General features: G+C 52.3%; 23 protein-coding genes and 2 pseudogenes. 13 read left to right on the forward strand and 12 right to left on the reverse strand.

The window, feature by feature from the left end:
* Positions 1-148: 148 nt before the first annotated feature.
* Complete coding sequence (locus tag ETA_RS01230; RefSeq protein WP_004167784.1) at positions 149-487, reverse strand: zinc ribbon domain-containing protein YjdM; 339 nt, start codon at positions 485-487, stop codon at positions 149-151.
* 696 nt (positions 488-1,183) lie between these two features.
* Here ETA_RS01230 and ETA_RS01235 point away from each other — a divergent pair.
* A complete protein-coding gene (locus tag ETA_RS01235; protein ID WP_012439827.1) occupies positions 1,184-1,606 on the forward strand; it encodes a GNAT family N-acetyltransferase in 423 nt (140 codons plus the stop codon).
* Between the two features lie 79 nt (positions 1,607-1,685).
* Here ETA_RS01235 and ETA_RS20275 read toward each other — a convergent pair whose 3' ends face one another.
* A complete protein-coding gene (locus ETA_RS20275) occupies positions 1,686-2,171 on the reverse strand; it encodes a helix-turn-helix transcriptional regulator (RefSeq protein ID WP_231853295.1) in 486 nt (161 codons plus the stop codon).
* A gap of 378 nt (positions 2,172-2,549) precedes the next feature.
* Here ETA_RS20275 and ETA_RS01245 point away from each other — a divergent pair, with 378 nt between their 5' ends.
* From ETA_RS01245 to ETA_RS01270, 4 genes and pseudogenes are all read left to right on the forward strand, one after another.
* Entirely contained in the window at positions 2,550-2,942 is a 393-nt protein-coding gene (locus ETA_RS01245) for a nuclear transport factor 2 family protein (protein WP_012439829.1), read from the forward strand.
* Between the two features lie 59 nt (positions 2,943-3,001).
* Positions 3,002-4,116 (forward strand): annotated as a pseudogene (locus tag ETA_RS19810) (IS3 family transposase).
* A gap of 87 nt (positions 4,117-4,203) precedes the next feature.
* Entirely contained in the window at positions 4,204-4,440 is a 237-nt protein-coding gene (locus ETA_RS01265; RefSeq protein WP_231853296.1) for a helix-turn-helix domain-containing protein, read from the forward strand.
* A 112-nt stretch (positions 4,441-4,552) separates the two neighbouring features.
* Positions 4,553-5,266, forward strand: a complete 714-nt coding sequence (locus ETA_RS01270; protein ID WP_012439831.1) for a hypothetical protein — start codon at positions 4,553-4,555, stop codon at positions 5,264-5,266.
* Positions 5,267-5,461: 195 nt separating this feature from the next.
* Here the strand turns inward: ETA_RS01270 and ETA_RS01275 are convergent.
* Together ETA_RS01275 and ETA_RS01280 are read right to left on the reverse strand one after the other, a co-directional pair.
* Positions 5,462-5,989, reverse strand: a pseudogene (locus ETA_RS01275) (integrase arm-type DNA-binding domain-containing protein); the annotation flags it as partial.
* Between the two features lie 174 nt (positions 5,990-6,163).
* Complete coding sequence (locus tag ETA_RS01280; protein ID WP_012439832.1) at positions 6,164-7,027, reverse strand: YicC/YloC family endoribonuclease; 864 nt, start codon at positions 7,025-7,027, stop codon at positions 6,164-6,166.
* Between the two features lie 146 nt (positions 7,028-7,173).
* Between ETA_RS01280 and ETA_RS01285 the strand changes: the two genes are divergently transcribed.
* Positions 7,174-7,602: a DUF3574 domain-containing protein gene (locus ETA_RS01285; protein WP_012439833.1), complete on the forward strand. Its 429-nt coding sequence runs from the start codon at positions 7,174-7,176 to the stop codon at positions 7,600-7,602.
* Between the two features lie 39 nt (positions 7,603-7,641).
* Here ETA_RS01285 and ETA_RS01290 read toward each other — a convergent pair whose 3' ends face one another.
* Positions 7,642-8,826 (reverse strand): NupC/NupG family nucleoside CNT transporter, encoded by a 1,185-nt coding sequence (locus tag ETA_RS01290; protein ID WP_012439834.1) that lies wholly within the window; start codon positions 8,824-8,826, stop codon positions 7,642-7,644.
* A gap of 213 nt (positions 8,827-9,039) precedes the next feature.
* On the opposite strand from ETA_RS01290, the gene rph reads away from it, so the two are divergent.
* On the forward strand, positions 9,040-9,756 hold the full coding sequence (gene rph / locus ETA_RS01295; protein WP_012439835.1) for a ribonuclease PH: 717 nt from the start codon (positions 9,040-9,042) through the stop codon (positions 9,754-9,756).
* 56 nt (positions 9,757-9,812) lie between these two features.
* On the forward strand, positions 9,813-10,454 hold the full coding sequence (pyrE, locus tag ETA_RS01300) for an orotate phosphoribosyltransferase (protein WP_012439836.1): 642 nt from the start codon (positions 9,813-9,815) through the stop codon (positions 10,452-10,454).
* 73 nt (positions 10,455-10,527) lie between these two features.
* Here the strand turns inward: pyrE and slmA are convergent, their stop codons facing one another.
* From slmA to coaBC, 3 genes are all read right to left on the reverse strand, one after another.
* Positions 10,528-11,124, reverse strand: coding sequence for a nucleoid occlusion factor SlmA (gene slmA / locus ETA_RS01305; protein WP_012439837.1), 597 nt, complete (start codon positions 11,122-11,124; stop codon positions 10,528-10,530).
* A 113-nt stretch (positions 11,125-11,237) separates the two neighbouring features.
* Positions 11,238-11,696, reverse strand: a complete 459-nt coding sequence (dut, locus tag ETA_RS01310) for a dUTP diphosphatase (RefSeq protein ID WP_012439838.1) — start codon at positions 11,694-11,696, stop codon at positions 11,238-11,240.
* The gene (gene coaBC, locus ETA_RS01315; protein WP_012439839.1) at positions 11,674-12,888 is read right to left on the reverse strand and encodes a bifunctional phosphopantothenoylcysteine decarboxylase/phosphopantothenate--cysteine ligase CoaBC; all 1,215 of its coding nucleotides are present in this window, start codon (positions 12,886-12,888) and stop codon (positions 11,674-11,676) included. Before coaBC ends, dut begins: the two co-directional genes overlap by 23 nt.
* Positions 12,889-13,083: 195 nt before the next feature.
* On the opposite strand from coaBC, the gene radC reads away from it, so the two are divergent.
* The 4 genes from radC (at position 13,084) to mutM (ending at position 15,388) form a co-directional block, all read left to right on the forward strand.
* Positions 13,084-13,755, forward strand: a complete 672-nt coding sequence (gene radC / locus ETA_RS01320; protein ID WP_012439840.1) for a RadC family protein — start codon at positions 13,084-13,086, stop codon at positions 13,753-13,755.
* A 296-nt stretch (positions 13,756-14,051) separates the two neighbouring features.
* On the forward strand, positions 14,052-14,288 hold the full coding sequence (rpmB, locus tag ETA_RS01325; protein ID WP_004154798.1) for a 50S ribosomal protein L28: 237 nt from the start codon (positions 14,052-14,054) through the stop codon (positions 14,286-14,288).
* Between the two features lie 16 nt (positions 14,289-14,304).
* On the forward strand, positions 14,305-14,472 hold the full coding sequence (gene rpmG, locus ETA_RS01330) for a 50S ribosomal protein L33 (RefSeq protein WP_001051798.1): 168 nt from the start codon (positions 14,305-14,307) through the stop codon (positions 14,470-14,472).
* A gap of 106 nt (positions 14,473-14,578) precedes the next feature.
* The gene (gene mutM, locus ETA_RS01335) at positions 14,579-15,388 is read left to right on the forward strand and encodes a bifunctional DNA-formamidopyrimidine glycosylase/DNA-(apurinic or apyrimidinic site) lyase (RefSeq protein ID WP_012439841.1); all 810 of its coding nucleotides are present in this window, start codon (positions 14,579-14,581) and stop codon (positions 15,386-15,388) included.
* A 9-nt stretch (positions 15,389-15,397) separates the two neighbouring features.
* On the opposite strand, the gene coaD is transcribed toward mutM, so the two are convergent.
* From coaD to waaA, 3 genes are read right to left on the reverse strand one after another with little or no spacing between them, the layout of a single operon-like run.
* Positions 15,398-15,874, reverse strand: coding sequence for a pantetheine-phosphate adenylyltransferase (coaD, locus tag ETA_RS01340; RefSeq protein WP_012439842.1), 477 nt, complete (start codon positions 15,872-15,874; stop codon positions 15,398-15,400).
* A complete protein-coding gene (locus ETA_RS01345; protein ID WP_012439843.1) occupies positions 15,871-16,647 on the reverse strand; it encodes a glycosyltransferase family 2 protein in 777 nt (258 codons plus the stop codon). The genes coaD and ETA_RS01345 overlap by 4 nt, the downstream gene beginning before the upstream one ends.
* Positions 16,648-17,922: a lipid IV(A) 3-deoxy-D-manno-octulosonic acid transferase gene (waaA, locus tag ETA_RS01350; protein ID WP_012439844.1), complete on the reverse strand. Its 1,275-nt coding sequence runs from the start codon at positions 17,920-17,922 to the stop codon at positions 16,648-16,650.
* Between the two features lie 350 nt (positions 17,923-18,272).
* Between waaA and ETA_RS01355 the strand changes: the two genes are divergently transcribed.
* A complete protein-coding gene (locus ETA_RS01355) occupies positions 18,273-19,286 on the forward strand; it encodes a glycosyltransferase family 9 protein (protein WP_012439846.1) in 1,014 nt (337 codons plus the stop codon).
* Here the strand turns inward: ETA_RS01355 and ETA_RS01360 are convergent.
* Positions 19,283-20,380: a glycosyltransferase gene (locus tag ETA_RS01360; RefSeq protein ID WP_012439847.1), complete on the reverse strand. Its 1,098-nt coding sequence runs from the start codon at positions 20,378-20,380 to the stop codon at positions 19,283-19,285. The genes ETA_RS01355 and ETA_RS01360 overlap by 4 nt on opposite strands.
* Position 20,381: the final 1 nt, after the last annotated feature.

Genomic DNA, 20,381 nt, shown 5'->3' on the forward strand with positions numbered 1-20,381 from the left:
AGTCGGTCCGTTGAGCGCCGCACGCCCCTAAAACACAATGCACATGTTTTGTGATACTAGCAGCTATGGTCGGTAGGGCAAATGCTCATGGAAAGCAAGGCGAGAGATAAGAGTGGGATACCAGTAGCACGCTGGCTACTGGAGGGAATCAGTTTTTTTTCACAAATTCAGATTTTAGCTTCATCGGGCCAAAGCCGTCGATTTTGCAATCGATATTGTGGTCGCCTTCTACCAGACGAATGCTTTTGACCTTGGTGCCGATTTTAAGCGGTGTAGAGCTGCCTTTAACTTTCAGATCTTTAATCACCGTCACGCTGTCACCATCTGCCAGCAGATTACCGTTGGCGTCTTTCACTACCAGGCTATCTTCAGCTGCGGCATCAGCACCTTCAGCCCAGACATGGCCACATTCCGGGCAGTTGAGCATGTCGCCATCCTGCCAGCTGTATTCGGAATGGCATTTCGGGCAGGGAGGTAAAGTTTGCATGGGGGGTCCTTGTTTAAAGCCTTAATAAAGTAAGGGGATAGTTTACCCTGTGACGGGTCCGGTGCCTATGATAAAAACGGCGCCTGACGGCCAGCAGGGAAGACGGCTGGCCAGTAGCAGGAAGCTCATTGACCGAGCGAAGCGGGTTGAAGCCTGCACTCTGGGGGGGGGGGATGTCCCGTACGGGGCTGCTTATACGCAAAAAAAATCACGTCGTGCGGCGGGATGTATTGGTTTCTGCTGTTTGCATAGTGAGCAAATCGTTATTTGATATTGAATTTGTTTATTGAGAAAGTGCGTTAATGCCTTTTGGGGCTAGAGAAGGTAGCAGTTTTGAGCGCAGACAGGACACAACGCGGTAACGGTTTAACCGACCGTATCGGAGTAAATATTGGATTTTACCTGCCCAGAATACTGAGTGAAGCACGGTAAATAACGGAAATCTGTCTGGATGAATACCCGACTAATCTGACACTGCAAGGATAACGGCTTATGGCTAAGAAACCGGACATTTTAAAAGGTTGTGGAACTAAAGCTGGGTTATTTAAAATGCTGTGACTTCAGCAGTATGAAAAAACGTCAAGGTTCCCTCTCATTACCTACACAACAAAAAAAACCAGCAGGCAAACCGATACTATTATTTATACGAAATAACCTATTGATAAATTTGGTTAAAATAAAAAGGGAAGCGAATACATGCAAATTGAAATTAGTGCGAACATCACCGATTCCGACAGAGAAGAGCTTTTTTGCGGACTGGATGGTTACAACAGCCAGTTTATTGATACGCGTTTATGGGGACAGTTCGGCGTTTACAGCCGTAACACATCAGGCGCAATGGTAGGCGGTCTGCTTGCATCAAGGGAGGGACTGTGGGTCCGCATCGATTACTTATGGATCAGCGAAGAAGCCAGAGGTTCCGGTCTGGGAAGTATGCTTATGAAAGCGGCAGAGCAGGAAGGAAAACGCACGGGATGCAGGCATGCTCTGGTTGATACTTTCAGCTTTCAGGCGCTGCCATTTTACGTGAAACAGGGCTATCAGCTTCAGATGAGCTTGCCTGATTTTCCGGAGGAAGGGATCCAGAGGCACTACCTGACCAAACAGAATTTAATATAATAATTTTCGGCGCATCGTCTTTCCGCGCCGCTTTCAACTTTCCATAAAAGAGGGGGGAAGCCAGTGTCCAATATGAATTTCAAACACCGCTACCCGCTATTGGAATCGCTGCCGATTTGTCATTCTCCTTAAACTGTCCCGGTGTTTTCCCAAAACGTTCCCGGAATACCTCAATGTAAGAACTGACGTTGCTATAGCCGCTCAGATATGCCACTTCGTTTACGGATAATCCGGTGAAAACCCATTGAAGTGAGGAGAGGACTTTTGCCTGTTGGCGCCATCGGCTAAAAGTAAGCCCGGTTTCCTGATGAAATAAACGGCTAAGATTTCGTACGCTGATACCCCATTTATGGGCGAGCTGCGTCTGATTCAGTACACATCCGGGGTTTTTTAATAGTTCATCGGCAACGTTTCTCGCCCGACGATCTTCTGGCAGCGTCAGCTGAAGGGGAAGTGCAGCGAGCTGATTCAGTTCACAGGTTAATATTTTCAGAAGTTCATCTCTGCAATCGGCAGAGCCGTTCAGGCATAGCCGCTCAAGGAGTGCCAGAATAAAAGCATCCACTCCGTAGACCCCAGAACAGAGGGGAAAAGGCATATTGGATGCGGGTTTGAGGTACAGACATTTGCCTCTTACGGGCCCCGCACTCCGGGCTCTGTGGTACAGATCCGCCGGAAACCACCCCACCGCCCCTGGAGTAACAACCCATTGCGTTAACTCCGTTTCAATGATCATAAGTCCCCGGCTGAGCCAGAATAACTGGCCTGTTCCGTGCTTATGCCATTCTGTGGAATGCGCGGCGTCATATTCTATCTGCGATGCTTTCATCTGGATGCTTTCATCTGTATGGCCGATTAGCCGTATATATTGTCCTGATGCCGTTAATATACCAATCAGATACTGAAGTAGGCTTCCTTTTATCACACAGAAAGGAGAGTCAAAATGCAAAACATTAAGCAGACGGTCATTGCGGCACTAAAAACGCTCATCACCGATCCGTTGCATGAAGAGAGTAAAATTGCCGTATTTTTTTCTGCTGATTACCAACAGCGCGTTGATGGTAAGCTACTGGATTATAATGGGTTTATCAGGCATATGGAGACCCTTAAGCTGTACACAAAACGGATGAGCATTTCTCTTAAAAGTATCGTGGCTGAAAATGATACGGTGTTCACTCACCACTCTGTGAATGTGGAAAAAAAACAGGGTGAAAAGAGTGAGTTTGAAGTTTTTGCCCGCTTTACTGTGTCATCGGGAAAAATTATCCGCTGTGAAGAGCTAACAAGAATGATTAACGGGCTACCCGGAGACAGCGATCTGGGTAGCAGACGTTAGTGAATAGCCACGGATTTAACAGACACCTCAGAGTCATTTAAGATGACTCTGAGGTGTCCATGAGCGGTAAACGTTATCCCGAAGAGTTCAAAATTGAAGCGGTCAAACAGGTTGTTGATCGCGACCATTCCATCGCAAGCGTCGCCACCCGTTTTGATATCACCACGCACAGCCTCTATGCCTGGGTAAAAAAGTATGGCCCTGATTCATCAGCCACTAAAACGCAGTCCGATGCCCAGTCTGAGATCCGGTGACTTCAGAAAGAACTGAAGCGGGTTACCGACGAGAGAGACATACTAAAAAAAACCGCGGCGTACTTCGCAAAACTGTCCGACTGAGGTACGCCTTTATCCGTGGCAACAGCCATTGCTGGCCTGTTCGTCTGCTCTGCCGGGTTCTGGATGTTCATCCGGGTGGAATTGAGCCACATTCACAACGTCACCAGGCAGACCAGATGCTGACCGGGCAGATCAAACAGATCTGGCTTGAGTCAGGCTGTGTCTATGGTTATCGCAAGATCCATTTTGATCTGCGTGATGCCGGGCTACAGTGCGGAGTGAACCGGGTCTGGCCGCTGATGAGGCGTGCCGGAATAAAGGCTCAGGTCGGGTACTGGAGCCCACGGTCACGCAAAGGTGAGGCCAGCATCGTGGCACCCAACAGGCTCCAGCGGCAGTTCAATCCGGACGCACCGGATGCGCGTTGGGTGACGGACATAACCTACATCCGGACCCATGAAGGCTGGCTGTATCTGGCCGTGGTGGTTGATCTGTTCTCACGAAAAGTTATCGGCTGGTCAATGCAACCCCGGATGACAAAAGATATTGTCCTGAACGCATTACTGATGGCGGTATGGCGGCGTAATCCTCATAAACAGGTACTGGTTCACTCTGATCAGGGCAGTTAGTACACAAGCCATGAGTGGCAGTCGTTCCTGAAATCACACGGTCTGGAAGGCAGCATGAGTCGTCGCGGTAACTGCCACGACAACGCGGTTGCGGAAAGCTTTTTCCAGCTACTGAAGCGCGAACGGATAAAGAAAAAGATCTACGGAACGCGGGAAGAAGCCCGCAGCGATGTTTTTGATTATATCGAAATGTTTTATAACTGTAGGCGTCGGCATGGTTCAAGTAATCAGATGCCACCGGCTGAATATGAAAACCAGTATTATTAACGGCTCCAAAGTGTCTAGATTATCCGTGGCGATTCAGTAGCGGTGATTCGGCCCAAGAAAAAAACATCATTCCAGAGGCACTTCACGATGAACCAGGCGGCATTATTGACGATCGCAAACGAACTAAATCACGACCAAATGCGTGTATTGATGGCCCTGTTGGCTGATCTGGATTACGATAACTACATTCAGGTGGCGCAAATGGATATCGCAGATGCATTAAAAATGCAAAAAACAAACGTCAGCCGAGCTATAAAGAATCTAATTGATTTCAGTATCATCTTGAAGGACCCAAGATCGGGCGGAGCAAAACCTACAGACTGAATCCACAACTGAATGTAAAGGAACTATAAGCAACCATAAAAAGCGCTAAAAAATGGAATTATTGTTATCCAATGCGGAAAATTTAATTTAAAAAAATAAGGATGGGGTAAAAATGGGAATAGTCAATAAATTTTTGTTAGGGGTGATTGGATGTGCTCTATTAAGCTCTTGCTCAAATAATCCACCACTACCAAAAACAAAAATTGTAGATACGGAAATAATGGATTATAACAGTGGATCTAGAATAACAATTCTGACGCAGAATGCTATAAATGGCGATGTTGTCGAAGATACAGATAATAGTTTAAATATTGTATCTAAAGCAGAAAACGCAAAACTTATCGGACTAAAAACCCTGCAGATTGCCGCCACTTTACTTGGTGGTGGCAGTTCTAATATTGGTGGGTATAGCAAGGAGCAGTTGAAGGGAAACTATATTACAAATGTTAAAAATAAAACAATGGATTATTTGATTCCTGAGCTTAGAACAACATTGGTAAATATTGATGCGGAGCCAAAAAAAGATTCTAAAATAACAATAGAACCTTACAAATTTAAGCTCATATACGAAGGTCTGGGGAACAATGATTACGAATTTAGATATTCAACTACAATAACTGTAGGCGATTTCCACCACGTTTGCTCCAGTAGCGATCTGCTATCCTCAGAACGAGTTCAACCAATTGACCAGTGGGAAAAAAACAATTACGAGTTGACTCAAGCTTTAACAAAAAAAATCATAAAAAACTGTTTTGTTAAAATAAATGAAGTACAAAACAAAGAAAAGCTAAAAAATGCTCTATTAAAAGCCACTTCAATTAATTAGGGAGATACTTTCAATTAAAATAATCCTAATTTAGTTAAGCAATGTCAAAGCCTTCTTTGGTATAAAAGAGCCTATCTCGAGATAGGCTCTTAGCAAGCGCTTAAAGCAGCCTTAGCGTGATTCAGATGAGCAGGGCCAAAAAAACCTTACCTAAAGCGAAAAAAGTGAATGGGTCGTTTTGGTGGGATACTTACAGTGAGTACGAGCGGTGCACCTAAAGTCGTGTATGGTGAAATCAGGTACATCAGGCAGTTCTGCCCTTACTTTTGACAGCGCCACGGGTAGGGTACTTTCCTGAATATGGGGGATCATCCTGTTTTGCATCCTTCGTGCTGGCAGAACCCATTTACTGTTACAGGAAAAGGTGTGTAGTTCTTCCAGCCATTTAACAGCGGGCGGGGGTAGAGGGATGTCGATAGCATCGCCGTTTTGCTGCGTTCTTCTGGCAAGTGCCATACAGCGCCGTTCAGGTCGAATTCTTCCCCGCGCCACCCGTGCGGATAGCTCTTTTGCTTTTTCTCGGGCTTTCGATAGTGACAGGTCGCCATAAGCTCCGATTACCATCATGCGAGGCTTACCGGACAGCATGTCACGGAAACGCCAAACGGGGGTTTCATAGTTAGCCCTGAAAACTAGGTACAGCCCGTTGCCGTCTGCGCGTCCTTTAAATCGTTCACCTGCTTTTATCCATGCGCAGATCTGCATATTCGTTAGCTTTGCCATTCTGCCGCCTGCCTGATAAAGGGTTGTACCTCTAACAGTTGGATGAAAAGAATAGGGGTACAGGTGGGAGGAACAAATGAAACATGCGTTTTTCGGATAGCTTATGCGTATTAAAAAGCCCGCTATGCGGCGGGCTGTCTGGGTTTCTGCAGTTTGCTGATAGCCAGTAAATCGTTACTCGATATTCTGGATCTGCTCTCTCATCTGCTCAATCAGCACCTTCAGTTCAATGGCTGACGCGGTGATTTCGGCATTGATTGATTTTGAACCCAGGGTGTTCGACTCGCGGTTGAACTCCTGCATCATAAAGTCGAGACGGCGGCCAACGGCTTCCTTCTTCTTCAGGATGTTATAGGTTTCTTTTACGTGCGCTTCCAGGCGGTCCAGCTCTTCCGCCACGTCAACGCGCTGGGCCAGCATCACCAGCTCCTGCTCCAGGCGGTTGTTTTCTAACTGTACCTGGGCGTCTTCCAGCCGCGCTACAAGGCGTTCACGCTGCCATTTCAGCACGTCCGGCATATGGGCGCGTACCTTGGTCACCTCGGCACTCACGCCCTGTAAACGCTGCTCGATAAGCGCTTTAAGCGCTGTACCTTCACTTTCTCGTGCGCTAATGAAGTCGTCGATGGCGGTATCCAGCGCGGTGAGAAGCTGGGCGGAAATCGCGTCCAGGTCCTGCTCCTCTGCGGACATCACGCCGGGCCAGCGCAGAATATCGACCGGGTTGATTTCACCCTCGTCGCTCTGCATCTTCACCCAGTTGGCGGCCTGGACCAGCTGAACCGCCAGCTTTTCATTCAGGACCAGGGCGCTTTGCGCGCGCGGGTCGGCGTCGAAACGCAGGTTAACTTCGATTTTCCCGCGCGTCAGACGGTTGCGGATACGTTCGCGTACCACCGGCTCCAGCCCACGGAACTGCTCCGGTAGACGGATATAGGTTTCAAGATAGCGCTGGTTGACTGAACGCAGCTCCCAGGCTGCGCTGCCCCATTCGCCTTTGGTTTCGCGCCGGGCGTAGGCGGTCATGCTGCGGATCATATTACGTACCGTTTAGGGAAAGATGAGAAGATTATAGCGATGCAGGCGCTGGCTTAACAGGCATTCGCTTAAATGGCGGCGTTTTGCTGACGTTTTAGCCGTCAGAGCTTAAGATACTGGCAGTCAAATTTTAACCCGGAGTTCCGATGACGTTGCGCATAACGATTTCCACCATCCTGCTACTGGCTCTGACGGGGTGCAGCTCCCCGAAGCAACCGGCATCCCAACCTCAGCGTGCGCTTTGCGGCACGGGGGACCCCATGACCCAAACCACGCTTTACTTTGGCCTTAATCGCCCACAGGGGGCGGCAATCACTGAAGCCGAATGGCAGTCGTTTGTTGATGAGCAGGTGACGCCACGTTTTCAGGACGGGCTGACGGTGTTCGCGGCGAAGGGCCAGTGGATGGGCAATGATGGCAGGCTGGCGCGGGAAAACAGCAGGGCATTACTGCTGATCCATGCGCCCAATCAGACGAGTGAGCATAAAATTGAAGCGCTGCGCACCCTGTATAAACAGCATTTTGCTCAGGATGCGGTAATGCGGGTGGATAACCCGGTCTGTGTCGCTTTCTGAAATGACCCGGCGCCTCTGCGCCGGGTGCCATCGTTACAGTTACAGTACCAGTCCGGCGAAAGCGGCTGATAGCAGGCTGACCAGCGTGGAACCATAAATCAGCTTCAGGCCGAAGCGTGATACCACATTGCCCTGCTGTTCATTCAGACCTTTGATTGCTCCGGCAACGATGCCGATTGAGGCAAAGTTAGCGAAAGAAACCAGGAATACTGACAGAATGCCCAGCCCGCGCGGCGACAGTTCTGCCGCGATTTTCTTCAGTTCAATCATGGCGACAAACTCGTTTGTTACCAGCTTGGTGGCCATAATACTGGCGGCTGGCAGGGCATCGGCCGCCGGAATGCCGATAAGCCAGGCAAACGGCCAGAACACATAGCCGAGGATCTGCTGAAAACTGATGCCGAAAAGGCTTGAGAACACGGCATTCACCGCCGCAATCAGCGCAATAAACCCGATCAGCATGGCCAGAATAATCATAGCCACTTTAAAACCGGCCAGAATATATTCGCCGAGCATCTCAAAGAAGCTCTGATCTTCATGCAGCTTTTCAAGGCGAACTTCAGGCTCGTCACCGACAGGCGTTGGGTTGATGATCGACAGAACAATAAAAGTGCTGAACATATTGAGGATCAGCGCGGCCACCACGTAACGCGGCTCTATCATCGACATATAGGCACCGACGATTGAAAGTGACACGGTAGACATGGCCGCCGCCGCCATTGAGTAGAGGCGGCGCGGAGAAATATCAGCCAGAATGCCTTTGTAGGCGATGAAGTTTTCCGACTGGCCGAGGATCAGGGTGCTGACGGCGTTAAACGACTCCAGTTTGCCCATACCGTTGACTTTCGACAGCAGCGTACCAACCACTTTGATCAGTACCGGCAGAATTCTGACGTGCTGCAAAATACCGATCAGTGCAGAAATAAACACGATAGGGCAGAGTACGCCGAGGAAGATAAACGCCAGCCCCTGTGAGCTCATGCCGCCGAAGACAAAATCGGTGCCCTGTGCGGCGTATTTCAGCAAGACTTCAAAGAAGCCGGAAAACGCCGTTATTACCGTCAGTCCGGCAGAAGCATGCAGGAAGAACCAGGCGAGCGCCGCTTCAATAATCACCAGCTGTAGCAGCACGCGCGGGCGGATTTTTTTGCGGTCAGAACTTGCCAGTAACGCCAGGCAGCCGATAACGGCCAAAGCCAGAATAAAATGGAATACAGAGATCATACGCGGGTCCAGCATCAGGAATCGATAATTAGAAGGGCATTTAGCCATATTTCGCTACGGTTTACATCCGGGCAGACGATCTCTGGCCGTTTTATCCTTTAAATAGTCGCCTGGTGCATAACAACTTGCGCCCCGCTTAGCCTGCGATAGGCAATCATCTGCGAAATCCGTATAATGTGCAGCCAATTATAGTTAGCTAGCCGGAGATAAACTATGCGTCCATCAGGCCGTAGCGCACAACAGGTGCGCCCTGTCACCCTGACCCGCCATTACACCAAACATGCAGAGGGCTCTGTGCTGGTTGAATTCGGTGATACCAAAGTGCTGTGCACCGCGACCATTGAAGAGGGCGTGCCGCGTTTTCTGAAGGGTAAGGGCCAGGGTTGGGTCACCGCAGAATATGGCATGTTGCCACGCGCTACCCACAGCCGTAACGCGCGCGAAGCGGCGAAAGGTAAGCAGGGAGGACGCACGCTGGAGATCCAGCGCCTGATCGCCCGTTCGCTGCGCGCGGCCATCGACCTGAAGGTGCTGGGCGAATTCACCATTACGCTCGACTGCGATGTGCTGCAAGCCGACGGCGGAACCCGCACCGCTTCTATTACCGGTGCCTGCGTGGCGCTGGCTGATGCGCTTAACCACCTGGTTTCCACCGGCAAGCTGAAAGCCAACCCGATGAAGGGTATGGTGGCGGCCATTTCGGTGGGCATCGTCAACGGCGAAGCGCTGTGCGATCTGGAGTATGTGGAAGACGCCGCCGCCGAAACGGATATGAACGTGGTGATGACGGAAGATGGTCGCATGATTGAGGTGCAGGGCACCGCAGAAGGCGAACCGTTCAGCCATGAAGAACTGCTGAAGCTGCTGGAGCTGGCGCGAGGTGGTATTGATACGCTGGTTGCCGCGCAGAAAGCCGCGTTGACCGACTGATCCTTCAGGGCGACCTTAGCGTCGCCTTTTTTTGCCTGAAAACCGAGGAACACGATATGAAAGCCTGGCAGCGCCAATTTATCGAATTCGCCATCAACAAGCAGGTGCTGAAGTTTGGGGAGTTCACGCTGAAATCGGGGCGCAAAAGTCCTTATTTCTTTAATGCGGGCCTGTTCAATACCGGACGCGACCTCGCTCTACTGGGCCGCTTCTACGCCCAGGCGCTGGTGGACTCGGGCATTGATTTTGATTTGGTCTTTGGTCCCGCATATAAAGGTATTCCTATTGCGACGACGACGGTGGTGGCGCTGGCCGATCATTACGACCGCGATGTCCCTTATTGCTTCAACCGTAAAGAAGCGAAGGATCATGGTGAAGGTGGAACCCTGGTCGGCAGCCCTCTGCAAGGCAAAATCATGCTGGTGGATGATGTGATCACCGCAGGAACGGCTATTCGCGAATCGATGGAAATTATTGCCGCTCACCGGGCGAAACTGGCCGGCGTACTGATATCCCTCGATCGTCAGGAGCGCGGAAGCGGCGCAATTTCTGCCATTCAGGAGGTCGAGCGCGATTATGGCTGTAAGGTCATTTCGATCATCACGCTGAACGAACTCGTTGCCTATCTGGCAGAGAAGCCTGAAATGGCCGATAGTCTGATAGCGGTGCGCGCCTATCGCGACGAATTCGGTATTTGATGCAATAAGCCATTGCCGGGCTGACGAGAAAACCGCGTCAGCCCGGCTGTGCGCCGATAGCGCTCGATAACCGTCAGATAAGCTGGGCTGCCATCAGTGGCCAGCGCGCGTCGAAGTCCACGGTGGGCCGATAGCGGAATTCTGAACGAACGAAACGTGATAATAAACCTTCACAGAACGCCAGCAGTTGGGTGGCCAGCAGCGCTTCGTCGGTGGCAAAGCCTTCACCTTCACGCATTTTTCTCTCGCGCATCACCTGGCGTATCTGCAATTCAATTCGTTCAAACAGCTGATTAATTCGCCCCTGTAGGCGATCCTGTTCAAACATCAGCGCATGGCCGGTCAGAATACGTGTGAGTCCAGGATTGAGCTCGCCAAAGCCCAGGATCAGCTGAGTGATCAGACGAAGGCGAGGCATCGTCTCTTTTTCGTCTTTCAAAATCAGATTGATGCGCGTGATCAGGCTGTCTTCAATAAACTCGATCAGGCTGTCGAACATCTTGGTTTTGCTGGGAAAATGCCGATAAAGTGCCGCTTCAGAAACGCCGACATTAGCCGCCAGCTTGGCGGTAGTGATACGCTGGCTGCCGTCACTGGACTCCAGCATTTGCGCTAACGCCTGCAGAATTTCTTCGCGACGATTCCTTTTCGCACTCTTTTTTTCAACCATCTCTTAAAAGACCCCTGAAACATCACCATAAACGGGCAAAAGCCCACGCAACGCCCGCGAATTATCATTCACGGAAGAGAAAAACAGGTTATGTCGTTACGAGGGCAGTAGAGTTACTGGCGACCGGAGTGGCCGAAACCACCTTCACCTCTTACGCTGGCATCAAAGTCATTGACCAGATTGAATTCTGCCTGTACTACCGGCACAAAGACCATTTGCGCGATACGCTCCCCCGGCTCGATAGTAAAGGAGTCCTGTCCGCGGTTCCATACGGATACCATCAGCGGCCCCTGATAATCTGAGTCGATGAGCCCCACCAGATTACCCAGCACTACGCCATGTTTGTGGCCCAGCCCGGAGCGCGGCAGGATAACGGCGGCCAGCTGCGGGTCGGCAATATGTATCGCTAAGCCCGTTGGGAGCAGTGTTGTGGCACCCGGCTGTAATACCGTCGCTTCATTCAGGCACGCGCGCAGATCCAGCCCGGCAGAACCGGAAGTGGCGTAGGTGGGCAATGGGAAATCCGTGCCCACTCGGGCATCCAGAATCTTAACGTCGATTTTTTTCATCATATTGGGTGACAATCTCGTCTAATAACAGTTGGCCAAGGAGTTTTTTATCGCTAAGCGGTAAAGTTTTTTCTCCTTTATGCCAAAAAAGATGAAGAGCATTGGAGTCGCTGTTGAAACCTTGCCCATTTTTGGCAACATCGTTGGCGCAGATCAGGTCCAGATTTTTGCGCGCCCGTTTTTGTTGCGCGTATTCTTCCACATTCTGGGTTTCTGCGGCAAATCCTACCACGTAGGGACGATTTTGCTGCATGGCGGCGACTTCGGCGACAATATCCGGATTTTTTATCATCTTCAGGGTCATTTCATCCCCCTGCTTTTTGATTTTTTCTTCAGCAATCTCCGCCGGGCGATAGTCTGCCACCGCCGCGCAGCCGATAAATATCTGCTGGCTGGCCGCCTGGCCCATCACCGCCTGCTGCATTTCCAGCGCCGTGGTGACATCAAGACGATGGACGCCCGCCGGGGTGGGTAATGCCACCGGCCCGGCAACAAGCGTCACGCTGGCACCGCGTTTTGCGGCGGCGGCGGCAATCGCGAAGCCCATTTTCCCCGAGCTATGATTGCTGATGAATCGCACCGGATCGAGTGCTTCCCTGGTTGGGCCGGCGGTAATCATAATATTGAGATGTTGCAGATCGTTGACGGAGGCCGTCCAACCGGCTGCGTGGTCAACGATGGCCAGCGGATCGAGCATACGGCCTGGCCCGATATCACCACAGGCCTGGCTGCCGCTGTCCGGCCCCCATATCATTGCGCCGCGCTGGGCCAGCAGCTGTAAATTGTGTTGGGTGGGCAGGGCACGGTACATCTGCTGGTTCATTGCGGGCACGATAGCAAGCGGGGCCGCCGTGGCAAGGCAAACGGTGGTCAGCAGGTCATTCGCCATTCCGACCGCCACGCGAGCGATCAGGTCGGCGGTAGCGGGCGCGATAATGATCAGATCGGCCCACTTACCCAGTTCGATGTGGCCCATTGCGGCCTCGGCAGCCGGGTCAAGCAGGCTGTCGGAAACCGGATAGCCTGAAACCGCCTGCAGGCTTAACGGGGTGATAAACGCCTTGGCGGACTCCGTCATGATGACCCGCACATCGGCACCGCGATCGCGTAACCGACGCACCAGCTCTGGCGTTTTATACGCCGCGATACCGCCGCTGACGCCGAGAACAATACGCTTTCCGGTCAATTCCCTCATTTTGCTGTACGCCTTTTAGTTAAGCCTGCTGGCATTTTGTTATGCCAAAACAAAACTATTTTACCACACACGGGCAGCCCGTTTATTTCTCGCTCTACCCGCTTTGCGAGTAAGCTCGACAATTCATCACGTCATAATAGAAAAGTACTGTATATAATGCCATGATTTCTTCTCTTCAGGAAGGAGAAGCGCAAGATGGATAAGAACTGGCAGGGGCTACCCCCGCGTGAAAAACTATTGAAATGCGGCGTCTCAACGCTAAGCGATAATGAGCTATTGGCCATTTTCCTACGTACAGGGGGGCGTGGCGTGCATGTGATGTCACTGGCACAGCGGTTGTTGCAAGAGTTTGGGTCTTTGTACCGTTTGATGAACGCTCCGCATAAGGAATTTCAGGCTATCCACGGCGTTGGCATCGCAAAATATACCCAGCTGAATGCGGTGGCAGAACTGGCACGCCGTTGTTTCAGCTGTCAGGACGCGTTTGGGAATCAGGTTGTCGGCGGTGTTCAGCAGATGCTGGATTATTTGAACAGTTCGCTGGCACATCGGGAGCGGGAAATCTTCCAGGTCATCTTTTTCGATAACCAGCATCGGGTGATCCATACCAGTGAGATGTTCAGCGGCACGTTGAACAGTGTGGAAGTTCATCCACGGGAAATCGTGCGCGAGGCGTTAAAACGCAATGCGGCGGCATTGATTCTGGCGCATAATCATCCTTCAGGTTTGGCCGAACCCAGCCGTGCCGATCGCGATATCACGCAACAAATTGTTCATGCCTGCGCCTTAATGAATATTCGGGTGCTTGACCATATGGTGATCGGACGGGGTGAATATGTCTCTTTCGCCGAGCGGGGCTGGATGTGAGAATAAGGCACGACTCACGCCGTTTAGCGCTATAATTTCATTTTGCAGGAATAAATCCGTGCATTTCCCGCGCAAACAGGACGATTGTCAGCGATCCATAGGGATCTTTATCTGTTCGGGACTTGAGCACTCGCTCCTCAGGGCGTATACTACGCCACCTTTGAGAATCTCGGGTTTGGCGTTTGGGCCTGCTCAGCGGGTTCGCATTGAACTCGCCTGGATGGGCTAAAAGCCTGACGAGGCGGCCAGAACCTTATTTTTAAAGCTCGAGCTGATTTGATTTTTGGAGAATAGACATGTCACGAGTCTGCCAAGTAACTGGCAAGCGTCCGGTAACGGGTAACAACCGTTCCCACGCAATGAACGCGACGAAACGCCGTTTCCTGCCGAACCTGCACTCTCACCGTTTTTGGGTTGAGAGCGAAAAGCGTTTCGTTACACTACGTGTATCTGCCAAAGGCATGCGCGTAATCGATAAAAAGGGTATTGAGACGGTTTTGGCCGATCTGCGTACCCGCGGTGAGAAGTACTAAGGTAAGGAACTGAAACATGGCTAAAGGTATTCGTGAGAAGATCAAGCTGGTTTCTTCTGCTGGTACAGGTCACTTCTATACCACCACGAAGAACAAACGTACTAAGCCGGAAAAACTGGAACTGAAGAAATTCGATCCTGTTGTCCGCCAGCACGTGATCTATAAAGAAGCTAAGATTAAGTAATTAATCTCAGTGGATGAAAAAACCCGGCCCCGGCCGGGTTTTTTTGTTTGTGGCAGAGTGACGTCACCCGATCAGGCGTGACGATACGGCAACGGGGGGCGAGGACATGCCAGAGTTACCAGAGGTTGAAACCAGTCGACGCGGGATAGAACCGCATCTTGTTGGCGCTACTATTCTGCACGCGGTGGTGCGCAATGAGCGCCTGCGCTGGCCGGTTTCTCCAGAAATTCATGCGCTAAGTGACCAGCCGGTGCTTAGCGTCCAGCGCCGCGCCAAATATCTGTTGCTGGAGCTACCCGCCGGATGGATTATCATTCATCTGGGGATGTCGGGCAGCCTGCGCGTCCTGCCTGAAGATTTGCCCGCGGCGAAACATGACCACGTCGATCTGGTGATGAGTAATGGCAAAGTGCTGCGCTATACCGATCCGCGTCGTTTTGGTGCCTGGCTATGGTGTACTGACCTTGACGCCAGCTCGGTATTGTCGCATCTGGGCCCAGAGCCTTTAAGCGACAGCTTCTCCGCCTCGTATTTATTTGAGAAATCTCGGGGTAAGCGCACGGCCGTCAAACCCTGGTTAATGGATAACAAAGTCGTGGTGGGTGTGGGTAACATCTATGCCAGCGAATCGCTGTTTGTCGCGGGTATTCTGCCCGACCGTCCGGCGATGGCGCTTAGCGAAGCGGAGGCCGGGCTGCTGGTCAGCACTATCAAAGGCGTGTTGATGCGTTCTATTGAGCAGGGCGGTACCACGCTGCGCGACTTTTTACAAAGCGACGGCAAGCCGGGTTATTTTGCCCAAGAACTTCAGGTATATGGCCGGGCGGGAGAGCCTTGCCGCAAATGTGCGATGCCGATAGAGAGCAGTAAGCACGGGCAGCGCAGCACCTTTTTCTGCCGCCGCTGCCAGAAATAGCATGAGAGGTCAGAGCCGCGCTTTCAACGCCTTGTAAACAGGCGCGGGCAGGAACGTCTCTACATCGCCGCCGTGGCGTGCCACTTCCTTCATTAACGACGAAGAGATAAAGGAATACTGCTCTGAAGGCATCAGGAATACGCTGTCCAGAGTGTCCATCAGGTGGCGGTTCATCTGCGCCAGCTGCATTTCAAATTCAAAATCGGACACCGCCCGCAGACCGCGCACCAGCACATTAGCCTGCTGCGCTTTGGCGAAGTTGGCCAGCAAATCACTGAACCCCACGACGTCCACGTTCGGCAGGTGTGCGACCACTTCCTTTGCCAGCGCGACCCGCTCCTCAAGGGAAAACATCGGCTTTTTGCTCGGGCTGGCTGCGACCGCCAGCACGATGCGATCGAACATCAGCGCGGCGCGTGTCACGATATCAAGGTGCCCGTTAGTCATCGGATCAAAGGTGCCGGGATAGATAGCTTTCGTGCTCATAGTCTGCCGCTCCTCGATGTATGGTTGAGAGCCCACAGGGCCGTATATTTATTGAAAGTATACTGGGCGTTAACCACCGCCAACAGCCAGCCCTGCTTGCCATCCAGAAAGCCGGCACGCAGTACCAGCGTTTTGATAAATGCCCCGGCGGTGTGGCCGAAAATGGCCGCGATGCCGCAACGTTTTCCCTGCTGGTGGCGCTGTTTTGCCCAAGCCTCGGCATAGGCAAACTGTTTCCACTGAAAGGCGGAAAAATCCCTGCAGGTAAGATGCAGCAGGTCGCCGTGGAGTTGCTCGGTTTTCGCCCGTGCCGTTTCCAGCGATTCGTGAACCAGGCTATCGTTATAGCGGAAATGCCGTGGATAAAGGCGGGTGACGCGGTCCGGATACCAGCCGCTGTGGCGCATAAAACGTCCGAGAAACAGATTGCTGCGTGAAAAACTGTACACCACTTCCGCCGGCGGCCGTTGCAGCACCTTCTCGACAGACCGTTTCAACTCCGGCGTGACGCGCTCATCGCTGTCGATCATCAAAATCATCGGGTGGCTGGCATAGCTCTGGGCGAGCTGGCGCTGTTTGCCATAGCCATGCCATTCGCTGGAGTGATAGACCTTTGCCCCATGACGAGCGGCAATGTCCGGCGTGGCGTCGCTGCTGCCGGAATCGAGTACGATAATTTCGTCCGCCCAGCTGACCGACTCCAGGCACTCCGGCAGGATCTCTGCCGCATCTTTGGCGATCATCACCACCGAGAGTTTCTGACCTGTGCTCATTTAATGATTCCGCTGTGGCAGGTGAGGTTCAAGCAACAGAAGCAGGCGTCCCAATGCGCCCTGATTTTGATGCAGTACATCTACCGCGTGGCGGCCATAATAAAGGCGGTAGTCTTCATCGGTTAGCAGCGTATCAATCTCTTTATTCAATGAGTCGGCATCGGTGACGGTGATCAGGCCGTCGGCCTGTTGCAGCCGGGCACAAATATCTTTGAAGTTAAAGGTGTGCGGGCCCATTAACACCGGAATGGCGTGGGCGGCAGGCTCCAATGGATTGTGACCTCCCCGTTCGACCAGGCTTCCACCGACAAAGGCCAGATCGGCAATGCCGTACAGCAGCATCAGCTCACCCATGGTATCGCCAATCACCACCTGGGTGCTGCCGGAGGGGATTTCGCCGCTGCTACGCAGGGTGTAACTTAATCCATTCTTTTGCGTCAACACGCGGGCCGTTTCGAAGCGTTCCGGGTGGCGGGGCACCAGAATCAGTAGCAGACCAGGGAAGCGCTCAAGCAGTTTACGGTGCGCGTCCAGAATAATGCTCTCTTCCCCTTCGTGGGTGCTGGTGGCGATCCATACCGGGCGATGCGGTGCCCACTGTCGGCGCAGCGTTATGGCACGAGCCGCCAGTTCTGGCGTCACCGAAATATCAAACTTGAGGCTGCCGGTTACCTTCAGCTGAGAACGTTTCACCCCCAGAGCAATAAAACGTTCACCGTCTTCTTTATTTTGCGCGGCGATCAGCGTAATGCGTTGCAGCAGACGCTTCATAAATTTACCAATTTTCTGATACCCCCTGGCTGAACGCTCAGACAGGCGGGCGTTGGCAATCACCAGCGGAATTTTGCGCGCGTGCAACTGGGTAATCATGTTGGGCCAAAGCTCGGTTTCCATAATAATCACCAGCCGTGGGCGAACCGTGTCAAAGAAGCGGTTCATGGCACCGGGCAGGTCATACGGCAGGTAAACATGATGCACATCTTTACCAAATGCCGAGCTGGCACGCTCCGATCCGGTTGGCGTCATCGTCGTGACCACAATCGGCAGATCGGGATAGCGGTGGCGCAATGCCCGCACCAGTGGGATGGCGGCCAGCGTTTCGCCGACCGAAACCGAATGCAGCAGAATACCGTCCGGTTTAACTTTGCCCGCGCAGAAGCCATAACGCTCAGCCCAGCGTTTGCGGTAGGCAGGGGCCTTACGACCGCGTAGCCAAAGGCGAAGCCAGATAAAAGGCTGAAGGAGATACAGCAAGGCGGTATAAATGGTCGTCATCACAGTGATTTCAGGTGGGCAAAGACTTACGTCCAGAGAGCCGAAAAACAATACGGCATGTTAGCAGATAAGTGAGCCGGGCTCACACTACTTCATCTTATCGCGTCTGACTCACCTTGTTTATCGCACCAGTACTTGCGTTCAGGATGGCCAGCGGTCAAAAAAGTTTTTTTGCTTTTCGTGTGCAGTTTAGTTATTTGTGCTGTCACAACAGGTAGCATAAATACGCTAACCCTCTGCGCAAGGCGTGCCAATGGTGCTTTTAATGCGTAGGGATGTGTTGTTAAGAATGAGCTGCACTTTAATCCGCCGGGCACTGCTGGCAATTAAGTCTTGAGGCCAGAATAGCAATGAAGAATATTTTGATTATACGGCGTGACAATATTGGCGACCTGGTTTGCACCACGCCATTGATCGAAGGGGCCAAAACCGTTTTTCCTGATGCTAACATCTATCTGTTAATCAACAGCGTGTCTCAGGATGTAGTTAAAAACAATCCGCACATTGAGCATACCTTTATCTACCGCAAGGCAAAACACGTCGCTGGAAAACTTGCGAAGCTGGGGGTTTACTTTGACCGCCTCAAGATGTTTCTGAAGTTACGACGTATCCGTTTTGATGCGGCGATCCTGGCGAATCCGCAACCCTGTAAGTACAGCGTGCGCCTGGCAAAAATGGCGGGCGCGCAGCATATCATCGGTGCTGATACCGGTGACAGGGCGATTACCGTACCGTTTAGCCGCGCTGATTTTCGTGGTGAACATCAGGTTGAACTCACCTTCAGTTATCTTTCCGCCATTTCTGACCGGCAGCCCCCCATCCCGGAAGTCCGTATCTGGCTGTCCGATGGCGAGCGGCAGCAGGCTCTTAGCCGAATCGAGAGTCTGCATCCCGGTGAGCGTCCGGGGCTGGCGGTGCACATCAGTAGCCGTAGTGCAAAACGTCGTTGGCCGCTGGAACGCTACGTCGAAATTATCCGGCGCTATCTGCAGGGAAATAGCCACGGCAGCGTGCTGATATTCTGGTCACCACAGGGCACGCTGGCGCCGGATGATATTGGCGATCTGCATCGGGCCGAACAAGTACATGCAGCCTGTCTTAGCTCACGAGTTTCGCTCTATCCCACATCGTCGGTCCGTGAACTGGTTGCGGCTTATGAATGCTGCGAGCGGGTATTGTGTAGTGACGGCGGGCAAATGCACTTGGCCGCCGCAATGAATAAAAAGCAGGTAGTGCTGTTTGGTGATACTGACCGGAAAGTCTGGCGTCCATGGTCCGGTCAGCATGATATCCTGCAAACGCCATCGGGAGACTGTGTTGACGTCAGCGTGGACGAAGTTTGGCACAGCCTGAACCGTCTTTAGTCTTTCAGCGTTAAATATTGCCGGCAGATGGGCTGCAAATCGTAGCTCATCAGCTGTTGCCGATCGATCTGCGGCGGAGAGCGATAGACTTCCGCCATCTTCTCCGCCAGCGAAGCGCTGTTTAACTCCGCCAGCGCGCCGGGCATTCCGGCTCGTTGCAGTATTTCTTCAGGCCCACCGGGACAGCGCGTACTGACGACCGGAGTGCCGCAGAGCAAGGCTTCCACCAGCACGTTACCGAAACCTTCACTGTCAGAACTGAGCACCAGCATTGCCGCGTGTTTGATCAGGGGATAAGGGTTGCTTTGGAACCCGGCAAAGATGACCCGTTCAGCAATCCCCAGCCGTTCTGCCTGCCGTTTGACGGCATCAATCTGCTGTTTATCCCCGGTTCCCGCCAGCACCAGTTTGGCCTGAATGCCCGATCCCGCATACGCCTGGAGCAGGCGGTCGTGCCGTTTATGCGGGTGAAAACGGCCAACGTGGATCACATAGGGTTCACCTTGCAGGGCAAAAGGTTCAGCCGCTTGAGAAAGAATGTCATCAATATCAAAAGGATTATTGATGACCGCCAGCCGGCCCGGCACGATGGGCAGATTGCGCGTTAAGTCATCCGCCACGGCTTTAGAAACCGCGACAATATTTCTTCCCTGATAAACCCCGGCAATCTTGCGTTGCTTCAGCCAGCGGTCCAGACCGTGGCGATGTCCGAGGTAGGAAGTGGAGAGAATGCCGTGGATGCAGAACCATACCTTTTGCGCCGGCAGACGTTTGGTGCGGGCGACGATGCGGTCAGTTTTGTGCAGATGAGAGAAAATAAGATCGTATGCACCACCCCGTTTTTCGCTTAGCGAAATGGCACGATCCAGCGCGTCGGCGCGGCGCGACAGCTCGGTAAGTTTGCGCCAGGGTGAGCGGCTATGGCTTTCCACTACCTGATAGTCAACGCCCTCAGGCAGTGGATAATTGCAGACATCACGCAGCGAAAACAGGCTGACCTGATGCCCCATTCGCTGCATGCCTTCACACAGCGTCAGCACCACTTTCTCGGCTCCACCGCCGGGTAGTCCGTCGATAATCATCAAGATACGCATG

The sequence above is a fragment of the Erwinia tasmaniensis Et1/99 genome, assembly GCF_000026185.1.
Lineage (GTDB): Bacteria > Pseudomonadota > Gammaproteobacteria > Enterobacterales > Enterobacteriaceae > Erwinia > Erwinia tasmaniensis.

Bases quoted from the DNA above. Each gene is read 5' to 3' on its own strand.
- rph (WP_012439835.1), top strand. From the start codon at position 9,040: ATGCGTCCATCAGGCCGTAGCGCACAACAGGTGCGCCCTGTCACCCTG.
- ETA_RS01230 (WP_004167784.1), bottom strand. From the start codon at position 487: ATGCAAACTTTACCTCCCTGCCCGAAATGCCATTCCGAATACAGCTGG.
- ETA_RS01280 (WP_012439832.1), bottom strand. From the start codon at position 7,027: ATGATCCGCAGCATGACCGCCTACGCCCGGCGCGAAACCAAAGGCGAA.
- ETA_RS01360 (WP_012439847.1), bottom strand. From the start codon at position 20,380: ATGCGTATCTTGATGATTATCGACGGACTACCCGGCGGTGGAGCCGAG.
- ETA_RS01265 (WP_231853296.1), top strand. From the start codon at position 4,204: ATGAACCAGGCGGCATTATTGACGATCGCAAACGAACTAAATCACGAC.
- ETA_RS01290 (WP_012439834.1), bottom strand. From the start codon at position 8,826: ATGATCTCTGTATTCCATTTTATTCTGGCTTTGGCCGTTATCGGCTGC.
- mutM (WP_012439841.1), top strand. From the start codon at position 14,579: ATGCCAGAGTTACCAGAGGTTGAAACCAGTCGACGCGGGATAGAACCG.
- waaA (WP_012439844.1), bottom strand. From the start codon at position 17,922: ATGACGACCATTTATACCGCCTTGCTGTATCTCCTTCAGCCTTTTATC.
- rpmG (WP_001051798.1), top strand. From the start codon at position 14,305: ATGGCTAAAGGTATTCGTGAGAAGATCAAGCTGGTTTCTTCTGCTGGT.
- ETA_RS01285 (WP_012439833.1), top strand. From the start codon at position 7,174: ATGACGTTGCGCATAACGATTTCCACCATCCTGCTACTGGCTCTGACG.
- radC (WP_012439840.1), top strand. From the start codon at position 13,084: ATGGATAAGAACTGGCAGGGGCTACCCCCGCGTGAAAAACTATTGAAA.
- slmA (WP_012439837.1), bottom strand. From the start codon at position 11,124: ATGGTTGAAAAAAAGAGTGCGAAAAGGAATCGTCGCGAAGAAATTCTG.
- coaD (WP_012439842.1), bottom strand. From the start codon at position 15,874: ATGAGCACGAAAGCTATCTATCCCGGCACCTTTGATCCGATGACTAAC.
- ETA_RS01245 (WP_012439829.1), top strand. From the start codon at position 2,550: ATGCAAAACATTAAGCAGACGGTCATTGCGGCACTAAAAACGCTCATC.
- ETA_RS01355 (WP_012439846.1), top strand. From the start codon at position 18,273: ATGAAGAATATTTTGATTATACGGCGTGACAATATTGGCGACCTGGTT.
- ETA_RS01345 (WP_012439843.1), bottom strand. From the start codon at position 16,647: ATGAGCACAGGTCAGAAACTCTCGGTGGTGATGATCGCCAAAGATGCG.
- ETA_RS01270 (WP_012439831.1), top strand. From the start codon at position 4,553: ATGGGAATAGTCAATAAATTTTTGTTAGGGGTGATTGGATGTGCTCTA.
- ETA_RS01235 (WP_012439827.1), top strand. From the start codon at position 1,184: ATGCAAATTGAAATTAGTGCGAACATCACCGATTCCGACAGAGAAGAG.
- rpmB (WP_004154798.1), top strand. From the start codon at position 14,052: ATGTCACGAGTCTGCCAAGTAACTGGCAAGCGTCCGGTAACGGGTAAC.
- dut (WP_012439838.1), bottom strand. From the start codon at position 11,696: ATGATGAAAAAAATCGACGTTAAGATTCTGGATGCCCGAGTGGGCACG.
- pyrE (WP_012439836.1), top strand. From the start codon at position 9,813: ATGAAAGCCTGGCAGCGCCAATTTATCGAATTCGCCATCAACAAGCAG.
- coaBC (WP_012439839.1), bottom strand. From the start codon at position 12,888: ATGAGGGAATTGACCGGAAAGCGTATTGTTCTCGGCGTCAGCGGCGGT.